19 protein-coding genes are annotated in these 21,289 nt (G+C 64.3%); 9 read left to right on the plus strand and 10 right to left on the minus strand.

Annotated features, from left to right (window positions below):
* From CF161_RS11770 to CF161_RS11780, 3 genes are all read right to left on the minus strand, one after another.
* A complete protein-coding gene (locus CF161_RS11770) occupies window positions 1-537 on the minus strand; it encodes a spore coat U domain-containing protein (RefSeq protein WP_020296798.1) in 537 nt (178 codons plus the stop codon).
* Between the two features lie 20 nt (window positions 538-557).
* Window positions 558-1,097, minus strand: a complete 540-nt coding sequence (locus tag CF161_RS11775; protein WP_020296799.1) for a spore coat U domain-containing protein — start codon at window positions 1,095-1,097, stop codon at window positions 558-560.
* 101 nt (window positions 1,098-1,198) lie between these two features.
* The gene (locus CF161_RS11780) at window positions 1,199-1,699 is read right to left on the minus strand and encodes a spore coat U domain-containing protein (RefSeq protein ID WP_020296800.1); all 501 of its coding nucleotides are present in this window, start codon (window positions 1,697-1,699) and stop codon (window positions 1,199-1,201) included.
* A 307-nt stretch (window positions 1,700-2,006) separates the two neighbouring features.
* On the opposite strand from CF161_RS11780, the gene zapE reads away from it, so the two are divergent.
* Window positions 2,007-3,146, plus strand: coding sequence for a cell division protein ZapE (gene zapE, locus CF161_RS11785; protein WP_043229226.1), 1,140 nt, complete (start codon window positions 2,007-2,009; stop codon window positions 3,144-3,146).
* Between the two features lie 92 nt (window positions 3,147-3,238).
* Window positions 3,239-4,552 carry a leucine-rich repeat-containing protein kinase family protein gene (locus tag CF161_RS11790; RefSeq protein ID WP_020296802.1) on the plus strand — a complete coding sequence of 438 codons (1,314 nt, stop codon included), beginning with the start codon at window positions 3,239-3,241 and terminating at the stop codon, window positions 4,550-4,552.
* A 51-nt stretch (window positions 4,553-4,603) separates the two neighbouring features.
* Here the strand turns inward: CF161_RS11790 and CF161_RS11795 are convergent, their stop codons facing one another.
* Complete coding sequence (locus CF161_RS11795; protein WP_020296803.1) at window positions 4,604-5,308, minus strand: YebC/PmpR family DNA-binding transcriptional regulator; 705 nt, start codon at window positions 5,306-5,308, stop codon at window positions 4,604-4,606.
* A gap of 121 nt (window positions 5,309-5,429) precedes the next feature.
* Window positions 5,430-6,290 (minus strand): LysR substrate-binding domain-containing protein, encoded by an 861-nt coding sequence (locus CF161_RS11800; RefSeq protein WP_020296804.1) that lies wholly within the window; start codon window positions 6,288-6,290, stop codon window positions 5,430-5,432.
* Between the two features lie 115 nt (window positions 6,291-6,405).
* On the opposite strand from CF161_RS11800, the gene CF161_RS11805 reads away from it, so the two are divergent.
* From CF161_RS11805 to CF161_RS11815, 3 genes are all read left to right on the plus strand, one after another.
* Entirely contained in the window at window positions 6,406-7,515 is a 1,110-nt protein-coding gene (locus CF161_RS11805) for a 2-aminoethylphosphonate--pyruvate transaminase (RefSeq protein WP_020296805.1), read from the plus strand.
* 88 nt (window positions 7,516-7,603) lie between these two features.
* On the plus strand, window positions 7,604-8,431 hold the full coding sequence (gene phnX / locus CF161_RS11810; protein ID WP_020296806.1) for a phosphonoacetaldehyde hydrolase: 828 nt from the start codon (window positions 7,604-7,606) through the stop codon (window positions 8,429-8,431).
* A gap of 182 nt (window positions 8,432-8,613) precedes the next feature.
* Window positions 8,614-9,162, plus strand: coding sequence for a cytochrome b (locus CF161_RS11815; RefSeq protein WP_020296807.1), 549 nt, complete (start codon window positions 8,614-8,616; stop codon window positions 9,160-9,162).
* Here CF161_RS11815 and CF161_RS11820 read toward each other — a convergent pair.
* Complete coding sequence (locus tag CF161_RS11820; RefSeq protein WP_020296808.1) at window positions 9,159-10,088, minus strand: 1-aminocyclopropane-1-carboxylate deaminase/D-cysteine desulfhydrase; 930 nt, start codon at window positions 10,086-10,088, stop codon at window positions 9,159-9,161. The two genes, CF161_RS11815 and CF161_RS11820, sit on opposite strands and share 4 nt — an antisense overlap.
* A gap of 155 nt (window positions 10,089-10,243) precedes the next feature.
* Window positions 10,244-12,283, minus strand: coding sequence for an NADPH-dependent 2,4-dienoyl-CoA reductase (locus CF161_RS11825; RefSeq protein WP_020296809.1), 2,040 nt, complete (start codon window positions 12,281-12,283; stop codon window positions 10,244-10,246).
* 210 nt (window positions 12,284-12,493) lie between these two features.
* On the opposite strand from CF161_RS11825, the gene CF161_RS11830 reads away from it, so the two are divergent.
* The 3 genes from CF161_RS11830 (at window position 12,494) to CF161_RS11840 (ending at window position 16,071) form a co-directional block, all read left to right on the plus strand.
* On the plus strand, window positions 12,494-13,624 hold the full coding sequence (locus CF161_RS11830) for a carbon-nitrogen hydrolase family protein (RefSeq protein ID WP_020296810.1): 1,131 nt from the start codon (window positions 12,494-12,496) through the stop codon (window positions 13,622-13,624).
* A 3-nt stretch (window positions 13,625-13,627) separates the two neighbouring features.
* Complete coding sequence (locus tag CF161_RS11835) at window positions 13,628-14,668, plus strand: AraC family transcriptional regulator (RefSeq protein ID WP_020296811.1); 1,041 nt, start codon at window positions 13,628-13,630, stop codon at window positions 14,666-14,668.
* Between the two features lie 332 nt (window positions 14,669-15,000).
* Window positions 15,001-16,071, plus strand: a complete 1,071-nt coding sequence (locus CF161_RS11840; protein ID WP_020296812.1) for a hypothetical protein — start codon at window positions 15,001-15,003, stop codon at window positions 16,069-16,071.
* Here the strand turns inward: CF161_RS11840 and CF161_RS11845 are convergent.
* On the minus strand, window positions 16,068-16,556 hold the full coding sequence (locus CF161_RS11845; protein ID WP_020296813.1) for a MarR family winged helix-turn-helix transcriptional regulator: 489 nt from the start codon (window positions 16,554-16,556) through the stop codon (window positions 16,068-16,070). The two genes, CF161_RS11840 and CF161_RS11845, sit on opposite strands and share 4 nt — an antisense overlap.
* 159 nt (window positions 16,557-16,715) lie before the next feature.
* Between CF161_RS11845 and aceE the strand changes: the two genes are divergently transcribed.
* Complete coding sequence (gene aceE / locus CF161_RS11850) at window positions 16,716-19,388, plus strand: pyruvate dehydrogenase (acetyl-transferring), homodimeric type (protein ID WP_020296814.1); 2,673 nt, start codon at window positions 16,716-16,718, stop codon at window positions 19,386-19,388.
* Window positions 19,389-19,395: 7 nt separating this feature from the next.
* On the opposite strand, the gene CF161_RS11855 is transcribed toward aceE, so the two are convergent.
* A complete protein-coding gene (locus CF161_RS11855; protein ID WP_020296815.1) occupies window positions 19,396-20,244 on the minus strand; it encodes a DUF2242 domain-containing protein in 849 nt (282 codons plus the stop codon).
* Between the two features lie 81 nt (window positions 20,245-20,325).
* Entirely contained in the window at window positions 20,326-21,234 is a 909-nt protein-coding gene (locus tag CF161_RS11860) for a LysR family transcriptional regulator (RefSeq protein WP_020296816.1), read from the minus strand.
* Window positions 21,235-21,289 lie beyond the last annotated feature (55 nt).

Genomic DNA, 21,289 nt, shown 5'->3' on the forward strand with positions numbered 1-21,289 from the left:
TCAGAACGTCAGTTCGACGGCGATGGTGTCGCTGTAGTTGCCCGCCGGCAGCCCGGCCTTGCCCACTGCCTTGCCGTACAGGTTGACGGTCTGGGCCACCCCGGTGCTGCTGGCGAGGGTGATCACCCCGTCAATGGCCAGCAACTGCGAGTGCCCGGTATCGGTGTACAGGTCGTAGGGCACGAAGTTGCCATTGCCATCGGCCAGGGCCCGCGAGCCGCCGCTGGACTGGCCGTCATGGGACCCGGCACGGACCTTGATCGCCGGGGTGGTACCGGACGAGCAGAGAATCGACAGCGCACCGCCGCCACCGCCGAGCACCTGGCCAGCGGCCTCGGTGAACAGGCTGTTGGCGGTGCCGAAGCTCAAGGTACCGAAGTTCAACGACGAGCTGCCGCCGACACCATTGACCTGGCAACTGCTGATCAGGGTCAGGGTCGAGTTGATCTGGCCGGTGACGGTGGTGGCGGCCTGGGCCGTTGAAACCATGGCCAGGCCCAGCAATGACCAGCCGATTCGAGAGACAAGCGCGTGCATGATGTCCTTCCTCTTTTGAGTTACCAATCCAGGGTGATCGTCAGGATGTCGGTGTAGATCCCCGCCGGAACCGCACGGGTATTTGCGACCACCGAGCCGAACACCGGTATGGGCACCTGGGTTCCGTTGGTCGCCGCAAAATTGCGTTGCTGGCCGATGCGGTAACTGTCGGTTCCGGAAGCATCGACAAACAAACGATAGGGAATGGTCTGCCGGCCGTTGCTCAAGCGCCGGGTGGTGCCGTCGCCGTTGAGGCCGCCATTGATGGTCACGGTGAAACCGCTGACCGAGGAATTGCACGAGACATGCAGCGGGTCGTCGGCGCGGTCACTGAGGCTGGCGTTGATCGGGCGGCTCCAGGTCGGGCCCTGCTGGCCGAAATCCAGCACCCCAGGATCGCTGACCGGGCTCCCCGGCACATCGCCGGTGCCACTGCTGACCTGGCAACTGGCGGTGATCACCAGGCGCGCGTCGATCTGCCCGGTGATCGCCGCGTATGCGTCGTCAGCCAGCAGCAACAAGGCACCCAGCGCGACCGTGGTCCAGGTTCTGCGTGTCATTGCGCCCATCCTAATTCCATCAGGACTCCTGCACTGGCCGCTCACCGCGAGCGGCTTCCCTGCCTGTCCGGATCCACCGGAACAGCGCTATCCACCTGGCTTTACCAGGTGACCGTGACCTTCACCACATCGGAATAGAGGCTGGCGCGGGGGACACCGGCCAGCGGTTCGATACGTCCATATAAAGGCAAGTCCACACTCCCCGAGTCGGGCACCCGGCCACTGACCGGCACATTCACCGGCAGGGCAATACGGCGGGCGGCGTCCTGATACAGGCGGTAGGGGATGGGTGGGGTCGAGGGCTCATTGCTCGCCAGGTAACGCACGTCGCCCGCGCCGCCATGCAGGCCACCGTCGACGCGCAGTTGATAAGGGGTGTCCGGGTTGCATTCCAGGCGTGGCAGGCGGCCGTTGATCAGGGCCGCGCCCAAGGGGCCGGCGCGGTCGTCCAGGCGCGCGGCGCTGCCGAAGTCGAGCACGCCAAGCTGCTCGATACCGGCCTCGCGTGGCTGACCGATCAACTGGCAGCCGCGCTGCACATCGACCCGCACCTGTACGTGCAGGTCTGCGGCCCATGCGTTGCTGGCGAGCAGCGCGCTCATGGCTGCCAAAACCGAAAATCCATTCAAACCCCAGTCCTTTTGAGGAACCCGTTCTGGGCTGAAGGTTAGCCAGCGAACGATAAACGTCCAGTCGCACCGGACGATTGGATCCATTGAAAATGGACTGACCTGAGCCTGAAAAGGGGTTTAGCCCAGGTTTTACGGGGCATAAAACCTGTACAAGCAGTAACGTTCTGTCTCATTTATTTTCGGGTTTTGCATGAGACTGGATGCACAGTTTTGGATTGGTTAAATTAGCGCGCCAGTTCCAGGGGGAGCGGCTCTGCAACAGATCGGGGTGAATTCATTGGCCGCCTTACCGCCAAACCGCTCGCAACGCACATCCAAATGGCCACGCCTGCGCTCGCTGCTGGGCAAGGCGTTCGCCCGGCCGGCGGCTAACAGCGCCAGCAGCCGATTGATCCACGACTACTTCCGGCACAAGGCCCAGGACCAGGGCTATACCCTGAGCCACAGCCAGCAGCGGGTGATCGATTGCATGGCGCAACTGGCCAGCGCCCTGCTCCAGGGCCATGGCCAGCAGGTGCGCAGCCTGTACCTGCACGGCGCGGTGGGCCGGGGCAAGAGCTGGCTGCTGGACGGATTCTTCCGCGCCATCCCCCTGGAGCAGAAACAGCGCCTGCACTTCCACGACTTCTTCGCCCAGCTGCACCAGGGCATGTTTCGCCATCGGCAGCAGACGGACGCCCTGGAAACCACCCTCGACGAGTTGCTGGAGCACTGCCAGGTGCTGTGCTTCGACGAGTTCCATGTGCATGACATCGGCGATGCAATGCTCATCACCCGCCTGTTCAAGGCCCTGTTCAAGCGCGGCATCGTGCTGCTGGTGACCTCCAACTACCCGCCCGAGGGGCTGCTGCCCAACCCGCTGTACCACGCACGCTTCAAACCGGTGATCGAGCTGATCAACGCGCGCATGCAGGTGATGGAAGTCGGCGGCCCCCACGACTATCGCAGCCAGGCCCGCACCCACACCCAGCAGGTGTTCACCCAGGGCCACTACATCTGGCCCGGCACGGCACAACAGCGCCAGGCCCTGCAGTTGCCGGACCGCAATACCGCCGCCTTTGCCCTGACGGTAGGCGCGCGGGTGTTGCAGGCGCGATTGTGCGACCAGCGCAGTGTCCGTTTCGAATTCAGCGACCTGTGCGACCAGCCGACCGCCGTCATGGATTACCTGGAACTGAGCCGGCGCTTTGATACCTGGATCATCGATGAGCTGCCGGACCTGGGTGAATGTTCGATTGCCGCCCAGCAGCGCTTTATCAACCTGATCGACGTGCTCTACGACCAGGACAAGCGCCTGCTGCTGATCGGCGAACTGCCCCTGCGCGAAAGCCTGGGCGGCAACGCCATCGACCTGGCGCGAACCCGCAGCCGCCTGGGGCAACTGCTGGAAATCGGCCCCCAGACCCCGCTCGGCTGAGGCAGTGATCGCCGCCCCCAGCGCCAGCCGCTATCATGGCGCCCTTTTGTGCGGCTCCAGGGTCGCCTTCCTGCCGAGTGTCGGAGCTGTTCATGAATACCCTTGCTCAACTGCAAGCCGGCCAATTGGCGGGCATCAAGCGCCTGGACCTGAGCGCCGGGCTGACCGAGTTCCCCCGGGAAATCTTCGACCTGGCAGACTCCCTGGAGATCCTCAACCTCAGTGGCAATGCCCTGAGCAGCCTGCCCGATGACCTGCACCAACTGCCGCACCTGCGGGTGCTGTTCTGTTCCGACAACCTGTTCAGCGAACTGCCGGCCTGCCTCGGCCAGTGCGCCCAACTGAGCATGATCGGCTTCAAGGCCAACCGTATCGAGCAGGTGCCAGCCGCTGCCCTGCCACCGCAGCTGCGCTGGCTGATTTTGACCGACAACCGCATCAGCGAGCTGCCTGACGAACTGGGCCGACGCCCGCTGCTGCAAAAGCTGATGCTGGCGGGCAACCGTCTGACCCAACTGCCGCCGAGCCTGAGCCAGTGCCACAACCTGGAGCTGCTGCGGATCGCTGCCAACCAATTGCGTGAATTGCCGCCGTTCCTCCTCGCCCTGCCACGCCTGACCTGGCTGGCCTACGCCGGCAACCCGCTAGAGTCCGAGGCCGATGCCGCGGCGCTGGAGGCCACGCCGAACATTCCCTGGAGCGAGCTGCAATTGCAGCAACGCCTGGGCGAAGGCGCCTCGGGGGTGATTTATCAAGCCCAATGGCAACCTGCCGGGCAAGCCGCGCGGGCGGTGGCGGTCAAACTGTACAAGGGCGAGATGACCAGCGACGGCTCGCCGCTGCATGAAATGAACGCCTGCATCACCGCTGGCCGGCACCCGAACCTGATCCGCGTCGAAGGCCGCGTGGTCGGGCACCCCGAGGCGCAAAATGGCCTGGTGATGCAACTGATCGACCCCAGCTACCGCAACCTGGCGGGGCTGCCGAGCCTGGCCTCCTGCTCGCGGGATATCTACGCCGACACCGAGCGTTTCGATGGCCCAGTAACCTTGCGCATCGCCCGTGGCATCGCTGCGGTCGGCGCCCACCTGCACGCCCAGGGCATCACCCACGGCGACCTGTACGGGCACAACACCTTGTTGAATCAGCAGGGCGATTGCCTGCTCGGGGATTTTGGCGCGGCCTCGTTCCACGTGACCCAGGACACGGCTCAAACCCGAGCCTTGCAACGGATCGAAGTGCGGGCCTTCGGCATTCTGCTGGAGGAGTTGCTGCAACGCACCGACAGCGGTCTGCGCGACCCACAACGAGAGGCTCTGGAGCAACTGGTCAGCCGCTGCTGTCAGCCAGAAGTGCTGGCGCGGCCGGGTTTTGAAGAGGTGCTGGAGGTATTGCGCGGGGTTTGACTGGGGCAACCCTGGCAGCCGCTGAACTGAACGGCCGCCAGGGTCTGCGTCTTAGCCGGCCAGACCGACGAACATGTCTTGCACGTCGTCATGGTTGTCCAGGCCTTCGAGGAAGGCTTCGACTTCGGCCATCTGCTCGTCGGTGAGGCCGCTGACCGGGTTTTTCGGCTGGTAGCCGAGCTTGGCCGAAAGCACGGTGAAGCCTTGCTCGGGCAGGGCTTTCTGCACGGCGTCCAGGTCCGCAGGCTCGGTCAGGAACAGGGTCGCGCCGTCTTCACCTGGCTCGAAATCCTGGGCCCCGGCTTCGATGGCCGCCAGCTCAGGGTCGGCGTCCGGGCTGTCGGGCGATGCTTCGATCATGCCGACGTGGTTGAAGTCCCAGGCCACAGAGCCGGAAGCGCCGAGTTGGCCCTTGCGGAAGGCCACGCGGATTTCAGCGACGGTGCGGTTGATGTTGTCGGTGACGCATTCAACGATCAGCGGCACCTGGTGCGGGGCGAAGCCTTCGTAAGTCACGCGATGGTATTGCACGGTTTCGCCCAGCTGGCCGGAACCTTTCTTGATGGCACGCTCCAGGGTCTCACGGGGCATCGAGGCCTTTTTCGCCTGCTCGACCACCAGACGCAGGTGCGCGTTGGTCGAGGTGTCTGCGCCGTTGCGTGCGGCGATGGTGATCTCTTTCACCAGCTTGCCGAAGATCTTGCCCTTGGCGTTGGCTGCTGCTTCTTTGTGTTTAACCTTCCACTGTGCGCCCATTACTCACTCTCTTGATCGATGGCGTCGAGTTGGATTTGGCCGACGCGATGGGCAAGTTTACCCGTCCTCAAGGCGCCAATCGACCAAAAAGTCAGATCGGCGATGGCGCCAGGGCGGGCCCTTACTCCGTCGCCAGCTCGAAGAACGCCTGGATCAGGCGCAACTCCCGGCGCCGCTCCATGCACCCCAGCCAATGCCGGTTGACCAGCCCCTGGCCAATGATCGGCAGCGCCCGCACCCGGGGGTCGGGGCTGACCTCCACCGACGACACCACCCCCACCCCCAACTGGGCCGCGACCGCCTCGGTCACGGCCTCGCGGCTGTCCAGCTCCAGCAACACCCGAGGGTTGACCTGGGCCAGGGCGCAGGCCTGGTCAAACGTGCGGCGAGTGGTCGAGCTTGGCTCACGCAAGACCATGATCACCTGGTCCAGCTGTTCCAGAAGCACGCCTTCGGGCCGGGCCAGCCATGGATGACCGGCCGGCACCAGGGCGCAGATCCGCGACTCGCTCAAGGCATGCAAATGCAGGCCTTTGCGCGGCTCGACTTCGGTCAGTACGGCGATATCGGCATGTTCGGACAGCAGCGCCGCCAGGGTTTCCTGGGCATTGCCCAGGCGCAGGTTGACGGTGATGCCCGGATACCGCTCACGCAGGCGGGCCAGCAGCGGCATCACCAGGTGCGGCCCATCGGCTGCCACCTCCAGGCGCCCGCTCAGCAACTGGCGGTTGGCTTCCAGCAGCGCCTGGGCCTCTTCGGACAAACTGAACATGGCCCGGGTAATGGCCGCCAGCTTGATGCCCTCCTCCGTCAGTTCGACCCGGCGCGCGGTCCGCCGCAAGAGGGTGATCTGGTAGTGCTCCTCCAGCGCCTTGATGTGCCCGGTGACCGCCGGCTGGCTGATAAACAGCCGCGCCGCGGCCCGGGTAAAGCTGCCTTCACGGGCCACGGCATCGAATGCGCGGAGTTGGAATAAATTCATATCTATCAGCCTCACTTATCGCTGGCATCACAACAAACAATTTGATTGATGACAAGCCAAACTGCAATTTAGGCCCCGTAGATTTCACCCCAAAGCGCACCTGCGAGGACCCCGCATGACCACTGCCGCCCCCCTCCTGCTCACCCCCGGCCCCCTGACCACCTCGGCGCGCACCCGTCAGGCGATGCAGGTGGACTGGGGCTCATGGGACGAAGGCTTCAACCAACTGACCGCCAGCCTCTGCGAGCACTTGCTGACCATCGTCAACGGGACCGACAGCCACCATTGCGTGCCCCTGCAAGGCAGCGGCACCTTTGCCGTGGAAGCCGCCATCGGCACCCTGGTTCCGCGCGATGGCAAGGTCCTGGTGCTGATCAACGGCGCTTATGGCAAACGCCTGGCGAAGATCTGCGAGGTGCTCGGCCGCGCCCATGTGACCTTTGAAACCGCCGAAGACCAACCGACCACCGCGGCCGATGTCGAGCGGCTGTTGCAGGCCGACCCGGGCATCACCCATGTGGCGCTGATCCATTGTGAAACCAGCACCGGCATCCTCAACCCGCTGGCGGACATTGCCCAGGTCACGGCCCGCCATGGCAAGCGCCTGATCATCGACGCCATGAGCTCGTTTGGCGCGCTGCCGATCGATGCCCGGCAGGTGCCATTCGACGCCCTGATCGCCGCCTCCGGCAAATGCCTGGAAGGCGTGCCGGGCATGGGCCTGGTCTTCGCCCGCAAGGAGGCCCTGGCCCAGGCCGCCGGCAACAGCCACTCCCTGGCCATGGACCTGTTCGACCAGCACAGCTACCTGGCCAAGACCGGCCAATGGCGCTTCACCCCGCCGACCCACGTGGTCGCGGCGCTGCACGAAGCGCTGTTGCAGTACGCCGAAGAAGGCGGCTTGCCGGCGCGCCATCAGCGTTACGCCGATAACTGCCAGGCCCTGATCGAAGCCATGGTCGCCCTGGGTTTTCGTCGCTTTCTACCGGCCCAGATCCAGGCGCCGATCATCGTCACCTTCCATGCCCCCCAAGACCCGCGCTACCAGTTCAAGGCGTTCTACGAGCGGGTCAAGGCCAAGGGTTTCATCCTCTATCCCGGCAAGCTGACCGAGGTCGAAACCTTTCGCGTGGGCTGCATCGGCCACATCAACCCGGCGCAGATGCAGGCTGCGGTGGCCGCCATCGCCCTGGCGCTTGAAGAAATGCAGGTGCTGGAGATCTGACACCCCAGCCCGCAGCAAACACACCGACTGCCCTTTAAACACCGGCCTCCGGCCGACGCGGATCAACCGCCTCTAACAGGACTTCGCCATGAGCTACAACACCCCCAGCCACCTGCAAGCCGCCATCCTCGACTGGGCCGGCACTGTGGTCGACTTCGGCTCCTTTGCGCCGACCCAGATCTTCGTCGAAGCCTTCGCCGAGTTCGATGTGCAGGTGTCCATCGAAGAAGCCCGCGGCCCGATGGGCATGGGCAAGTGGGATCACATCCGCACCCTGTGCAACCTGCCGTCGGTGGCCGAGCGCTACCGCAAAGCCTTCGGCCGTGCCCCGAGCGATGAGGATGTCACGGCCATCTACCAGCGTTTCATGCCGCTGCAGATCGAAAAGATCGCCGAACACTCGGCCCTGATCCCCGGCGCCCTGGACACCATCGCCCAGTTGCGCGAGCAGGGGCTGAAAATCGGTTCGTGCTCCGGTTATCCGAAGCAGGTGATGGATAAGGTGGTGCAGCTGGCGGCAAAAAATGGCTACGTCGCCGACCATGTGGTGGCCACCGATGAGGTGCCCAACGGCCGCCCCTGGCCTGCTCAGGCCCTGGCCAACGTGATTGCCCTGGGCATCGAGGATGTGGCGGCCTGCGTCAAGGTCGACGACACCGTGCCCGGCATCCTCGAAGGTCGTCGCGCCGGCATGTGGACCGTGGCCCTGACCTGCTCCGGCAACGCCCTGGGCCTGAGCTACGAGGCCTATCGCGCCCTGGACGGCGAGACCCTGGCCAGCGAGCGCAAACGTATCCACGCCCTGTTCGCAAGCTCGCGCCCGCACTACCTGATCGACACCCTCGCCGACCTGCCCCAGGTGGTCGCCGACATCAACCAGCGCCTGGCCCGAGGCGAGACACCCCAGGGCTGCTGATCGGCTCCTTACCCACCGAAACGGCAGCCTGTTGCGGGGCTGCCGTTTTTTTACGGGTTTTTCATGCGGCGCGGCCTAAACCTCGTACCCGGTCAAGGCAGACCGGCTCAAACAGGATTACAGTTAAAGCACTCCGTCGTTCAAGAACGGAGGTTTCAGCCCTGATGAGTGAGGAAAGTCGTATGCCCTGGAAGAACTCCGATGCTCGATACAGCACGGTCTCTATCACCTTGCACTGGCTGATGCTGGTGCTGCTGGCGGTGGTTTACGCCTGCATTGAGTTGCGCGGCATCTTTCCCAAAGGCAGTGGCGGGCGGACGCTGATCAAGGAAGCCCACTTCATGCTCGGCCTGACGGTGTTTTTGCTGGTCTGGCTGCGCCTGTTTGCACGCAGCCTGGGGGTGGCACCGAAAATCGTGCCGACACCGCCCAACTGGCAGCAGTGGCTGGCCAAGCTGATGCACTGGGCGCTGTACCTGTTCATGATTGCCATGCCGATCCTGGGTTGGCTGATCACCAGCGCCGAAGGGCATCAGGTGATGTTCTACGGCATCGACCTGCCGCTGCTGATCGCCGAAAACAAGCCGCTGGCCAAGCAGATCGAAGGCTGGCACGTACTGGGCGGCACCATCGGCTACTGGCTGATCGGCCTGCATGCCCTGGCCGGGCTGTATCACCACTACTTCATGCGCGACAACACCCTGCTGCGGATGCTGCCCAAACGCAGCTAAGCAGTGCCGGACATGCCCCGGCGGCCCTGTAGGCCGCCGGTGTGGACAAACACCAGGCGGGTTCCCCGGGCAAAACGCTGCGCCTCGACCGCCTCCCGCAACGCCAGCAAGGCCTTGCCGGTGTACAGCGGCTCCAGCGCAATACCACTCTGACCTTCACTGGCCTCGATAAACCCCAGCAACGGCGGGTCGACCTTGGCAAAACCACCGCGACTGGCGTCAAGCAACTCGTAGCCCGATGCCGCGTGCCCAGCCTCGCCCAGGATCCGTTCGACGTTCTGCGCCACCCCATGATCGTCCGGCACCGCCAGCGCGCCATACACCGGGTGCGCGCCATGTTCGGCCAGCACCAGGCCGGCCAGGGTGGTGCCGGTGCCGCAGGCCAGCCACCAGCCGTGATAATCCGCCCAACCGAGCCCACTCAACTGCTGGCGCACCTGCGCCACCAGCCCCCCGCAACCCCGCGCCCCGGGCAAGCCGCCGCCGCCCTCGGGCACCGGGTACAGGTGGGGGTATTGGGTTTGCCAGGGAGCCCAGAACCCGGGCTCATGCCGCGCCCGATAGCCGCCATAACCGAGCCAGTGCAGGTGCATGCCCATGCGTTTGAGGTCGAGCACGGTGGGGGTGTCTTGCGGATGACCGCGCAGCAAGCCGGCGGTGGCGAAACCAAAGCGTTGCCCCGCCGCGGCGAGGGCATGCAGGTGATTGGAGTGGGCACCGCCGAGGCTGATGATTCCACTGGCCCCGGCCTGGCGCGCCGCCGCCAGGTATTCAAGCAACTTGAACCACTTGTTGCCGCTGATCAGTGGATCGATCTGCTCCAGGCGCAGTACCGCCACCTCGACCCCGGCCTGGGCCAGCCAGTCCAGGGTCAAGCGTTGCAGCGGTGCCTGGGGTAGCCAGTCGAAGGAATCGGGGAAGGACATCGGCGCGCGGTTCGGCTAATAAAGGGAGCGCAGTCTAGCAGGGGCGTGCCCCCCGGGGGTCAGGGCCTCAGCGGCTACAAGGTCCATGCCTGTCGCCGCTGCCGAGCCCGCGAGGCGGCGCTGGCCGTCATGACCAACGCCCCGCCCGCGCCCGATTACAATGCCGCTGCCAACCGCGATCCCTGATTGATCGCACGCTTGGCATCCAGCTCCGCCGCCACATCTGCGCCTCCGATCAGGTGCACGTTCTGCCCGGCAGCGAGCAGGCCGTCCTGCAACTCGCGCAATGGATCCTGGCCGGCGCAGATCACGATGTTGTCCACCGCCAGCACTTGCGGCTCGCCGCTGTCGCCGATGCGGATATGCAAGCCGGCGTCGTCGATCTTCAGGTATTCAACGCTGTTGAGCATCTGCACCTGCTTGTTTTTCAGCCCGGTGCGGTGGATCCAGCCGGTGGTCTTGCCCAGGCCGTCGCCCACCTTGGACGCCTTGCGCTGCAACAAGAAGACCTGGCGCGCCGGGGCATGGGGCTGGGCCTTGATCCCGGCCACGCCGCCACGGGCCTGCAACTGGGTGTCGATGCCCCACTCTTTCCAGAACGCTTCACGGTCCTGGCTGGTGGCAACGCCCTGGTGCACCAGGAATTCCGACACATCGAACCCGATACCGCCGGCGCCGATCACGGCCACGCTCTTGCCCACCGGCTTGCGTTCCAGCAGCACGTCCAGGTAACTCAGGACCTTGGCATGTTCCACCCCCGGGATCGCCGGCAGGCGCGGGGCGATGCCGGTGGCGAGGATGATTTCGTCATAACCGCCGGCCACCAGTTGCGCCACATCCACCCGTGTGTTCAGGCACAGCTCGACATGGGTGGTCTGCAGTTTGCGCTTGAAGTAGCGCAGGGTTTCGAAGAACTCCTCCTTGCCCGGCACGCGCTTGGCCACGTTGAACTGGCCGCCGATTTCACTCGCCGAATCGAACAGGGTCACCTGGTGCCCACGCTCGGCCGCCACCGTGGCAGCGGACAACCCGGCAGGGCCGGCACCGACCACGGCGATTTTCTTGATCTGCTGCACCGGCAGGTAATTGAGCTCGGTTTCATGGCAGGCCCGCGGGTTGACCAGGCAACTGGTGAGCTTGCCGCCAAAGGTATGGTCCAGGCAGGCCTGGTTGCAGCCGATGCAGGTGTTGATCTCATCGGCGCGGCCTTCGGCGGCCTTGTTGACGAAGTCCGGGTCGGCCAGGAACGGCCGGGCCATGGACACCATGTCGGCATCGCCTTCGGCGAGGATCTGCTCGGCGACTTGCGGGGTGTTGATGCGGTTGGTGGTGATCAGCGGAATCGTCACCTCACCCCGCAGCTTGGCCGTGACCTTGCTGAATGCGGCACGCGGCACCTTGGTGGCGATGGTCGGGATCCGCGCTTCGTGCCAGCCGATCCCGGTGTTGATCAGGGTGGCGCCGGCCTGCTCGATGGCCTTGGCCAGTTGCACGATTTCTTCCCAGGAGCTGCCGCCTTCCACCAGGTCGAGCATCGACAGACGGAAAATAATAATGAAATTCGGGCCTACGGCTTCGCGCACCCGACGCACGATTTCCACCGGCAGGCGCATGCGGTTTTCGTAGCTGCCGCCCCAACGATCGGTGCGATGGTTGGTGTGGGCCGCGAGGAACTGGTTAATGAAATAACCTTCCGAGCCCATGATTTCGACGCCGTCGTACTCGGCCTTCTGCGCCAGGGTCGAGCAGGTGACGAAGTCGCGGATCTGCTTCTCGATGCCTTCCTCGTCCAGTTCCTTGGGCTTGAACGGGTTGATCGGTGCCTGGATCGCGCTTGGCGCCACCTGTTTCGGGCTGTAGGCATAGCGTCCGGCGTGGAGGATCTGCATGCAGATCTTGCCGCCCGCCTCATGCACCGCGCGGGTCACGATCTGGTGCTTGAGCGCCTCTTCCTCGGTGGTCAGCTTGGCCGCACCGGAGTACACGCCGCCTTCGTCGTTGGGGCCGATACCGCCGGTCACCATCAGGCCGACACCGCCCCGGGCGCGCTCGGCGAAGTAGGCCGCCATGCGCTCGAAGCCGCCGGGTTTTTCTTCAAGCCCGGTGTGCATCGAGCCCATCAGGGTACGGTTGCGCAGGGTGGTAAACCCCAGGTCCAGCGGGGCCAACAGGTGCGGGTAGTGAGCGGCGGCCATCGGTAACTCCACATCGAGCGTTCACGGAAAAAATGCGGAAGCTCTGCGGCTTCCATCAGTCATGCTCGACAGACTAAGAGCAGCGCAGCGGCCGCTCAATGACCGTAACTGACAACTTATTGATCCAAATGCGCAGCGCCCCTTGGCAAGCGTCGGCATGGGCCCTACCCTAGTCGACGAATCCTGCACACGGCCGCTGACTGTTTTCCCATGCGCAAACTTCTCTATTTCACCGCCTCCATGGCCCTGATCGCCGCCCTCACCAGCTATGCCATCTGGACCCGCGAGCGTCCGGTCGGGCACTACTTGTCGGACCTGCGCATCAACCTCGCCGTGGACCAGGGCCAGCCCGCCGACCATGGCAACCTGCTGGGCATCCAGCCCGAGCTGTTCCCCACCGATTATCAAAGCCCCGAGCGCCTGCACCGCAAGCTCGCGGCCTACCTGCAACAAGCCCGCGACAAGGGCCTGCTGAATGAAAAAACCATCGTCGTACTGCCCGAGCACGTGGGCACCTGGCTGATGGTCAGCGGCGAGAAAAACGAGCTGTACCAGGCCGCCACCCTGAAAGAAGCCATGAACTGGCTGGCGGTCAGCAACCCACTGCCCTTCCTGCGGGCCCTGATCGTTGCCAAGGGTGACAGCCGCCTGCAAGACGCCCACCTGCGGATGAAAGCCAAGGCCATGGCCCGGGATTATCAACAGCTGTTTGGCGGCCTGGCCAAGGAGTTCCAGGTGACCCTGGTGGCCGGCTCCATCGTGTTGCCGGAACCAAGCGTCAACCAGGGCACCCTGCAGATCGGCAGCGGCGCGCTGTACAACAGCAGCCTGGTATTTGGCCGCGATGGCCTGCCCATCGGCCAGCCACAACGCCAGCTGTACCCGGACTTCACCGAGCGCGGTTTTATCAGCCCCGCCAAGGACCAGGCCGTCAACGTCGTCGACACCCCCGCCGGGCGCCTCGGGGTGTTGATCGGCAGCGACAGCTGGTACCCGGACAACTACCGCAGGCTCGACGAGCAAGGCGCGCAACTGGTCGCCGTGCCGGCGCTGGTCATCGGCCCTGGCACCTGGGACAAGCCATGGCGCGGCTACAAGAACGAAATGACCCCCAGCGAGATCAGCCTCAAACCCGGCGAACTCAGTGAAGGCGAAGCCTGGCATCGCCTGACCCTGACCGCCCGCGCGCCCAGCAGCCAGGCCACAGCTGGGGTCAGCGTGTTCCTGCGTGGGCAGTTCTGGGACCAGCGCAGCACCGGCCAGAGCTTTATCAGCAGCCCCGAGCAGACCTATGCCGACGACGCAGCCCGCGGCGCCCGCCTGTTGAATATCTGGTTGTAGGCCATGAAACCGCAGCCCATGCGCCTGGGTGATCTATCGGTGGGCTTCGTCCACAGCCTGGCCGACGCCATGGGCAGCCATGGCCTGGACCCCTTGCCACTGCTGGCGCAATACGGGCTGGACGCGGCGCGATTGGGCGAAGCCGGCGCCCGGCTGTCGATTCCGCGTTACATGCGTCTGGGCCACGCGGCAATTCAGCTCACCGGCGACCCGGCCCTGGGCCTGCGCATGGGCCAACTCGGCCGTCTCAGCCAACTCGGCCTGGCCGGGGTCACTGCCGCCCAGGCGCCGACCGTGCGCGAAGCCGCGCGTTGCCTGACGCGCTTTGAAGCCTTGTACGGCTCCAACTACCGGGGCCATTCGAGCTTTCACGAAGACGCCGACGGCGCCTGGCTGCGCTTCTATTCCATCAGCCCGTACAACGCCTACAACCGTTTCGTGGTCGACTCGATCATCGCCGGCTGGCTGCAACAGCTGTCCAGCCTGAGCCCGCAGCCGATCAAGGCCGAACAGATCGACATCGAATTCGCCGCCCCGCACTACCACGCCGACTACGCGCGGCTGGGCACCTGCCCGATCCAGTTCGGCGCCGAACACAATCAACTGCGCCTGAGCCAGGCCAGCCTCGCCCGGCGCAACCCCGAGCACTGCCCCAGTACCTGGCGCCTGCTGCTGCAATTGTGTGAACGGGAGCTGGAGCAATTGACCCGTACCCGCAGCCTGCGCGAGCGCATCACTCAGTTGCTGGGGCCGTTGCTCAATGGCGGTCGCGAACCCGACCTGGAAGAAGTGGCGGCACGCCTCAAGCTGCCGACCTGGACCCTGCGGCGCAAGCTGGCCGAAGAAGGGACTCAGTTTCGCGCCATTCTCAACGACACCCGTCGTGATCTGGCCATGACCTACATTCGTGACACCGAACTGGCATTCGGTGAAATCGCCTACCTGCTGGGCTTCGCCTCAGCCGAGGCCTTTCAACGCGCATTCAAGCGCTGGAGCGGCCAGACGCCCGGCGAGTTTCGCCGCAGCCACCGGCATTTCGCCTAAAAAAAAGCCACCGGCCTTACAGCTCGGTGGCGTCTTCTGTCGGGTCCAGCGGGTCCAACTCAAATGCCTGGTACTCCAGCAGTTCTTCCTGGTAATCGTCCATTGCGTCGTCCTTTGCCGTTGTATGAATAACCTGTTGCTTAATGACCTTCGCCCTCAGCATAAAGTGCCGGGATGACAGAAAAAATACTGCACGCTCCCTGCTGATAAAACGTAACAGGCGGCAACGGATTTAGCTCGGCCAATTTAGATGCAACTGCAATCATTGCAATTGCAATGATATTGGCATTTCCGCTAGGGTAGCCGCCTGACCTCTCCAGACGGCGCGCACCATGACCTCATCCCGCTTCGATTTCCCTTCCCCATCCCACGCCGGCCAGGCTGCCCGTGCCTGCATCGACAGCCTGACCCTGGGCAGCCCGGCAACGCCAGCGCGCTCGCCGCTGTTCACGGTGATGGAGATCGCCAATACCCTGGAGCTGGACCGCAGCGTGGCCAATCAGGCCTGGGTGGTGCGCAACAACGCCCGGCAAGGCGCATCGACCCGCATCAGCGCCTGGTCGTTGCGGTTCTCCCGGGACACCCGGGAAAAACCCCTGCTCTACCTGCACAGCGCCCATTCTTCGGCGCAGCTGTGCGCGGTTTCCGCCGAGTCGGCGCGGCGCGGCATTCTCTGCAACGACAATGAAACCCTGGCCACCTCCTGGCCCAAGGGCGCCGATCCGTCCCTGCCGCTGTGGCTGGCCAACAACCCGGATTGCCTGCCCTTCGACCCGGCCTCGGGCGACGAAACCCGGGCAATTGTCCTGGAAGCGCTGCACCGCTTGTATGTCGAGGGCCAGCCCGGCTTCTACTACCTGGCCCTGCATGACCACGAGCAGGGGCCGAGGCTCGGTGCCCAGGACCGGGGGGACGCCTTGCAGGGCATGTACAAAGTCGCCGAATCCGGCCCGCTCGACGCCAACCTGCGGGTGCGTCTGCTGGGGGCCGGCCAGGCCTTTGAAGAGGTGCGCCAGGCAGCGCTGCTGCTGGAGCAGGACTGGGGGGTCGCCAGCCAGCTCTGGAGCTGCCCCAGTTACACCCGCCTGGCCCGCGAAGCGGCAGCCGCCGAGCGCTGGAATCGCCTGCATCCGGAAGCCGACAAGCGCAGTGCCCACCTGATGCGCTGCCTGGGGCACAGCCGCGACCCGGTCCTGGCGGTGACCGGTTACGGCCAGGCGGTGACCGACCAACTGCGCGGTTTCGTGAAGGCACCTTTCGTCGCCCTGGGCGCCGGCTCGGCGACCGCCCACAGCCCGAGCCGGCAGTGGATCGTAGCCCTGGCGCTCAAGGCCCTGGCCGATGAGCAGCGCCTGCCGACAGCCAAGGTCGAGCAGGCGTTGCAGCGTTACGGCTTGCGCTAGGCGGGGCGTGAGCGCCGGGTGCCCGGGCGGACGTCCGCGCCACTGGTGGAGGCCCGAGCCAGGGCGGCAGTGCGTTCCAGGGCATCGGCGAAGCTGTGTTTCTGCTGCTCGTCGAGCTGGGAAAGAAACAGCTCGGCCACTGCACTTTCGTAGATTTTCCACATCTTTTTGCGCAGTTTCCGCCCCTCTTCGGTGATGGTCACGAACGCGGCACGCCCATCGCCGTCGCAGCGCGAACGTTGCACCAGGCCTTCGTTTTCCAGGCGGTCGACCAGTCGCGTCAGGTTGTAGCGCTCGATGGCCAGCACATCCGCCAGTTCGTGCATGCGCCGGGTGCCTTCGGGTCCGCTTTCCAGGCCCCACAAGGCGTCGTACCAGGCGTAGGCCGGCAGCCCGGCATCCGCCAGGCGGCGCTCGATTTCACGAATGACCGTGCGGTGAGCCCTGACAAAACGGAACCAGACATCGGGCTCATTTGAAGACATGCAACACCATCCGCGGGACTGAAGAGGGTTGCAATAGTAGCGCATGCCGGGATAGATTCGGCCATGTAGTTGCAATTGCAATTACATTTATCGGCACGCACGCCCTCCCGATCCCACAAGGATCCGCGCGCTGGAACCCCGCTCAACCTGGAGCCAGGCATGACCCAGAACAACATCGCAACGCTCGACCACGATCCCCAGGAAACCCGCGAATGGCTCGACTCCATCGAGTCCGTGCTGAGCGCCGAAGGCCGGCCGCGGGCCCATTACCTGATCGATCAATTGCTGGATTTCGACGTTGCACGACATGGCGATTTCTACGGTCGGGTGACCACCCCTTACATCAACACCATCGCGCCCGAGCGCCAGTTGCCCTACCCCGGCAACCTCGACATCGAGCGCCGGATCAACGCCTTTATCCGCTGGAACGCCATGGCCATGGTGCTGCGCGCCGGCAAGCACTCGGGGGTCGGTGGCCATATCGCCACCTACGCCTCCGCCGCGGTGTTGTATGACGTGGGTTTCGATCACTTCTTCCGGGGCCGCACCGACAGCTTCGACGGCGACATGGTGTACATCCAGGGTCACTCCTCGCCGGGCATCTACGGCCGCGCCTACCTCGAAGGCCGCATCGACGAAGCCCAGCTCGACAACTTTCGCCGCGAATCCGCTGGCAACGGGATCTCGTCCTACCCCCATCCGCGATTGATGCCGGACTTCTGGCAATTTCCCACCGTGTCCATGGGCCTGGGCCCGATTACCGCCGCCTACCAGGCGCGCTTTATGCGCTACCTGGAGTTCCGTGGCCTCAAGCAGCACCAGGGGCGCAAGGTCTGGGCCTTCCTCGGCGATGGCGAGATGGACCAGCCGGAATCCCTGGCGGCGATCTCCCTGGCGGGCCGGGAGAAACTCGACAACCTGATCTTCGTGGTCAACTGCAACCTGCAACGTCTCGACGGCCCGGTGCGGGGCAACGCCAAGGTGATCCAGGAATTCGAAAGCCTGTATCGTGCTGCCGGCTGGAACGTGATCAAGGTGATCTGGGGCAGTGGCTGGGACGCACTGCTGGACAAGGACCGCAGCGGCCTGCTGCGCCAGCGCATGATGGAGTGCGTGGACGGTGACTATCAGAACTACAAGTCGCAGAACGGCGCCTACGTGCGCGAGCACTTCTTCGGTAAATACCCGGAACTGCTGGCGCTGGTAGCGGACCTCTCGGACGACGAGATCTGGAAGCTGTCACGCGGTGGCCATGACCCGGACAAGGTCTACAACGCCTACGCTGCCGCCATGCGCCACCCTGGCCAGCCGACGGTGATCCTGGCGAAAACCGTCAAGGGCTTCGGCATGGGCGAGGCTGGCGAAGGTCAGAACATCAACCACCAGTTGAAGAAAATGGGCGCTGACGCAGTCAGGGCTTTCCGCGACCGCTTCGAACTGCCGGTCAGCGACGAACAACTGGCCGACCTGCCCTACCTCAAGCCTGCCGCCGACAGCCCGGAGGGCCGCTATTTCGCGGCACGACGCGACAGCCTGGGCGGCCATATCCCGTCCCGCAGCAGTCAGGCACCAGCCCTGGCCATCCCGCCACTGACAGCCTTTGCCACTCAACTTCAGGACACCGGCGAGCGAGCGATTTCCACCACCATGGCCTTTGTGCGCATTCTCGGCACGCTGCTCAAGGACCCACAGATCGGCAAGCTGGTGGTGCCGATCGTGCCCGATGAGTCGCGAACCTTCGGCATGGAAAGCCTGTTCCGCCAGATCGGTATCCACTCGGCGGTCGGCCAGCTGTACACCCCGCAGGACGCCGGGCAGTTGAGCTACTACAAGGAAAGCAAGGACGGCCAGATCATGCAGGAGGGGCTCAATGAATCAGGGGCCATCTCATCCTGGATCGCCGCCAGCACCTCCTACAGCAACCACGGCCTGATGACCCTGCCGTTCTACATCTTCTATTCGATGTTCGGCTTCCAGCGGGTCGGCGACCTGACCTGGGCTGCCGGTGATGCCCGGGCTCGCGGTTTCCTGCTGGGCGCCACCGCCGGGCGTACCACCCTGATGGGCGAAGGCCTGCAACACGACGACGGTCACAGCCATGTGCTGGCCTCGGTAGTGCCGTGCTGCGTCGCCTATGACCCGACCTTCGCCTACGAATTGGCGGTGATCATTCAGGAAGGCATGCGCCGCATGTACGTCGAGCAGGAAGACGTCTACTACTACATCACCCTGCTCAACGAAAACTATCCCCACCCGGCCATGCCCGAAGGTGTTCAGGACGGGATCATCAAGGGCCTGTACCGATTGAGTACCGGCGCCTCCAAACCCGGGCAGCCGCGCGTGCAATTGATGGGCAGCGGTTCGATCCTGCGCGAGGTGATGGTCGCCAGCGAGTTGCTGCTCAAGGATTTTGCCGTGGCCAGCGACGTCTGGAGCGCCACCAGCCTCACCGAACTGCGGCGCCAGGGCCATGAAGTGGAGCGCTGGAACCTGCTGCACCCGGAGCAGGCACCCCGTACCAGCCATGTGCAGGACTGCCTGGCCGGCCAGGTCGGGCCCCTGGTGGTGGCCACCGACTACATGAAGATCTTTGCCGACCAGATCCGGCCCTTTGTCGAGCAGCGACGCTTCGTCGCCCTGGGCACCGACGGTTTTGGCCAGTCAGACACCCGGGAAGCCTTGCGTACATTGTTCGAGGTGGATCGGCACTTTATCGTGCTGGCGGCGTTGAAAGCCCTGGCTGACGACGGCGAAATCCCCTACAGCCGGGTCTCGGAAGCTATCAGCCGCTATGGGATCGATATCAACAAGAGCGATCCCATGGCGGTCTGACGCAGTTCTATCGAGGCATTGCCGGAATCGGCTCGCTCGGCGGTGGCAGGTTGCTCGGAGGAGGCGGTGTCACCACTTCGGGGGCCGGCACCGGCTCGCTGGTTGCACCGGTTTCGGCCGGTGCAACGGGAGCGATGGGGGCCGCTTCCGGCGGTGGCGCCATGGGCTCGGAAACACTCGGCTCAACCGCCGCCGGTGCTAGCGCTGCCGGCTCGGCCGCCGGGGTGGGCGCAGGTACTGTCGGCGCGGGCTCGGCAGCAGCCGGCTTGGGCTCGGGAACGCCAAGATCGGTCTTGGGCTTCTCGACAATGTGCGCGGCTTTCTTCGCCTCAGGCGGCAGGAACAGCTCCACCAGGGCAAAGTAGCGGTCGTAGAACTTGGCCGAGGACACGGTTTCGCTGGCCACCTTGACCATCGAATCATCGGTCGAGCCGATCGGCATCGACACCGAACCCAGCACCCCGACCCCAAGGCTCGCGGAGTTGTTGACCTTCTTCAGCGCATAGCGGTCCTGCAAGGCGTTGGCGAACATGGTCGAGTGATGGTCGACGCTGCCATCCTGGGCGCAGACCACGCTGAAGCTGATCTCCAGGTGGGTTTCGCCGGTCTGCTGGAAGCTCTTGTGACCACTGACCAGCTTCGGATCGCTGCTGGTGATGATGTAACCCTGACTGAGCAAGGCCCGGCGCGCCGCTTCGCAGGAGGCGGTATCGCTCACCGGGTAATTGCGGGAAAAGGTGCCGGAATCGTCGAAATTCTCATGCTCGTAAATGGCGGTCTTTTGCGTCGAGCAACCCGCGATGGCCGCCAATAGCAGCACCAGTCCGGCAGCCGGCATGTGAAATGATCTGAACATCGAAAATCCTGAGGAAAACAGTCCGGGGCGTATTGTGCAACAGAACCACGCGACAGAGCGCGCGGATTGATGTCTTAAAATTTATACAGAATGACTGACCGCGTATTCCGGGAAAAGTCGCACAGATAAATGATCGATCAGCGCGCGCACCTTGGCTGCCGCGTGACGACTCGACGGCCAGAGGATCCAGAAAGTGCCGCTGTAATCCAGGTGCTCATCGAGCACCTGCTGCAGCGCCCCTTGCTCCAGCGCCTCGCGCACCATGAAATCCGGCAGGCAGGCAATCCCCAGGCCACGGCGCACGGCATGCTCCACCGCCTCGATCGACGTGCTGACAAAACGGGTCGGCAAGAGCACTTCCGCGGCCCCCGGCAGGCGGCGCAGGGGCCAGGGCTCGAGCTTGCCGGTGTGATGGAAGGTGTGGCGCAAACAGGCATGGGACGCCAGGTCTGCCGGGTAGAGCGGCACTCCATGGGCCTCGAAGTAACCCGGGGTAGCCACCAGCATCTGGCGAAACTCGCCCAGCTTGCGCGCCATCAACCGCGAATCCCTGGGATTGCCGGTGCGCACCACCGCGTCAAAACCCTCCTCGACCACATCCACCATGCGGTCCGTCAGGTCGATATCCAACTCGATCTCCGGATACAGCTGCATGAAATCCGCCAGTACCGGCATCAGTAGACCGTGCACCTGGGGCAGGCTGATACGCAGCCTGCCTCTCGGGGCACTGGAGGATTTGCACAGTTCGAACTCGGCGGCTTCAACCTCCGCGGTGATCCGCCGGCAACGTTGAAGAAACCCCGCGCCCTCGGCGGTCAGGGTGATGCTGCGGGTGCTGCGATGAAACAAACGGGTGGCCAGCCGCTCTTCGAGCCGGGCAATGCTTTTGCCGACGGCCGAGGAAGAGACCCCCAGCACACGCCCAGCTTCCGTAAAGCTGCGGGTTTCCGCCACCTGCACAAACACCGAAATACTGCCGAGCCAATCCATCGCCCACTCCGCGCATTAAGGACATGGATGTCCGATAAGTTCGGAACCTTAGCCT

This window comes from Pseudomonas sp. CF161, from assembly GCF_000416215.1.
GTDB lineage: Bacteria > Pseudomonadota > Gammaproteobacteria > Pseudomonadales > Pseudomonadaceae > Aquipseudomonas.

What these genes read in the sequence shown, in the direction of transcription:
- CF161_RS11770 (WP_020296798.1), bottom strand. Translation starts at nt 537, where the DNA reads ATGCACGCGCTTGTCTCTCGAATCGGCTGGTCATTGCTGGGCCTGGCC.
- CF161_RS11775 (WP_020296799.1), bottom strand. Translation starts at nt 1,097, where the DNA reads ATGACACGCAGAACCTGGACCACGGTCGCGCTGGGTGCCTTGTTGCTG.
- CF161_RS11780 (WP_020296800.1), bottom strand. Translation starts at nt 1,699, where the DNA reads ATGAGCGCGCTGCTCGCCAGCAACGCATGGGCCGCAGACCTGCACGTA.
- CF161_RS11790 (WP_020296802.1), top strand. Translation starts at nt 3,239, where the DNA reads ATGAATACCCTTGCTCAACTGCAAGCCGGCCAATTGGCGGGCATCAAG.
- CF161_RS11795 (WP_020296803.1), bottom strand. Translation starts at nt 5,308, where the DNA reads ATGGGCGCACAGTGGAAGGTTAAACACAAAGAAGCAGCAGCCAACGCC.
- CF161_RS11800 (WP_020296804.1), bottom strand. Translation starts at nt 6,290, where the DNA reads ATGAATTTATTCCAACTCCGCGCATTCGATGCCGTGGCCCGTGAAGGC.
- CF161_RS11805 (WP_020296805.1), top strand. Translation starts at nt 6,406, where the DNA reads ATGACCACTGCCGCCCCCCTCCTGCTCACCCCCGGCCCCCTGACCACC.
- phnX (WP_020296806.1), top strand. Translation starts at nt 7,604, where the DNA reads ATGAGCTACAACACCCCCAGCCACCTGCAAGCCGCCATCCTCGACTGG.
- CF161_RS11815 (WP_020296807.1), top strand. Translation starts at nt 8,614, where the DNA reads ATGCCCTGGAAGAACTCCGATGCTCGATACAGCACGGTCTCTATCACC.
- CF161_RS11820 (WP_020296808.1), bottom strand. Translation starts at nt 10,088, where the DNA reads ATGTCCTTCCCCGATTCCTTCGACTGGCTACCCCAGGCACCGCTGCAA.
- CF161_RS11825 (WP_020296809.1), bottom strand. Translation starts at nt 12,283, where the DNA reads ATGGCCGCCGCTCACTACCCGCACCTGTTGGCCCCGCTGGACCTGGGG.
- CF161_RS11830 (WP_020296810.1), top strand. Translation starts at nt 12,494, where the DNA reads ATGCGCAAACTTCTCTATTTCACCGCCTCCATGGCCCTGATCGCCGCC.
- CF161_RS11835 (WP_020296811.1), top strand. Translation starts at nt 13,628, where the DNA reads ATGAAACCGCAGCCCATGCGCCTGGGTGATCTATCGGTGGGCTTCGTC.
- CF161_RS11840 (WP_020296812.1), top strand. Translation starts at nt 15,001, where the DNA reads ATGACCTCATCCCGCTTCGATTTCCCTTCCCCATCCCACGCCGGCCAG.
- CF161_RS11845 (WP_020296813.1), bottom strand. Translation starts at nt 16,556, where the DNA reads ATGTCTTCAAATGAGCCCGATGTCTGGTTCCGTTTTGTCAGGGCTCAC.
- aceE (WP_020296814.1), top strand. Translation starts at nt 16,716, where the DNA reads ATGACCCAGAACAACATCGCAACGCTCGACCACGATCCCCAGGAAACC.
- CF161_RS11855 (WP_020296815.1), bottom strand. Translation starts at nt 20,244, where the DNA reads ATGTTCAGATCATTTCACATGCCGGCTGCCGGACTGGTGCTGCTATTG.
- CF161_RS11860 (WP_020296816.1), bottom strand. Translation starts at nt 21,234, where the DNA reads ATGGATTGGCTCGGCAGTATTTCGGTGTTTGTGCAGGTGGCGGAAACC.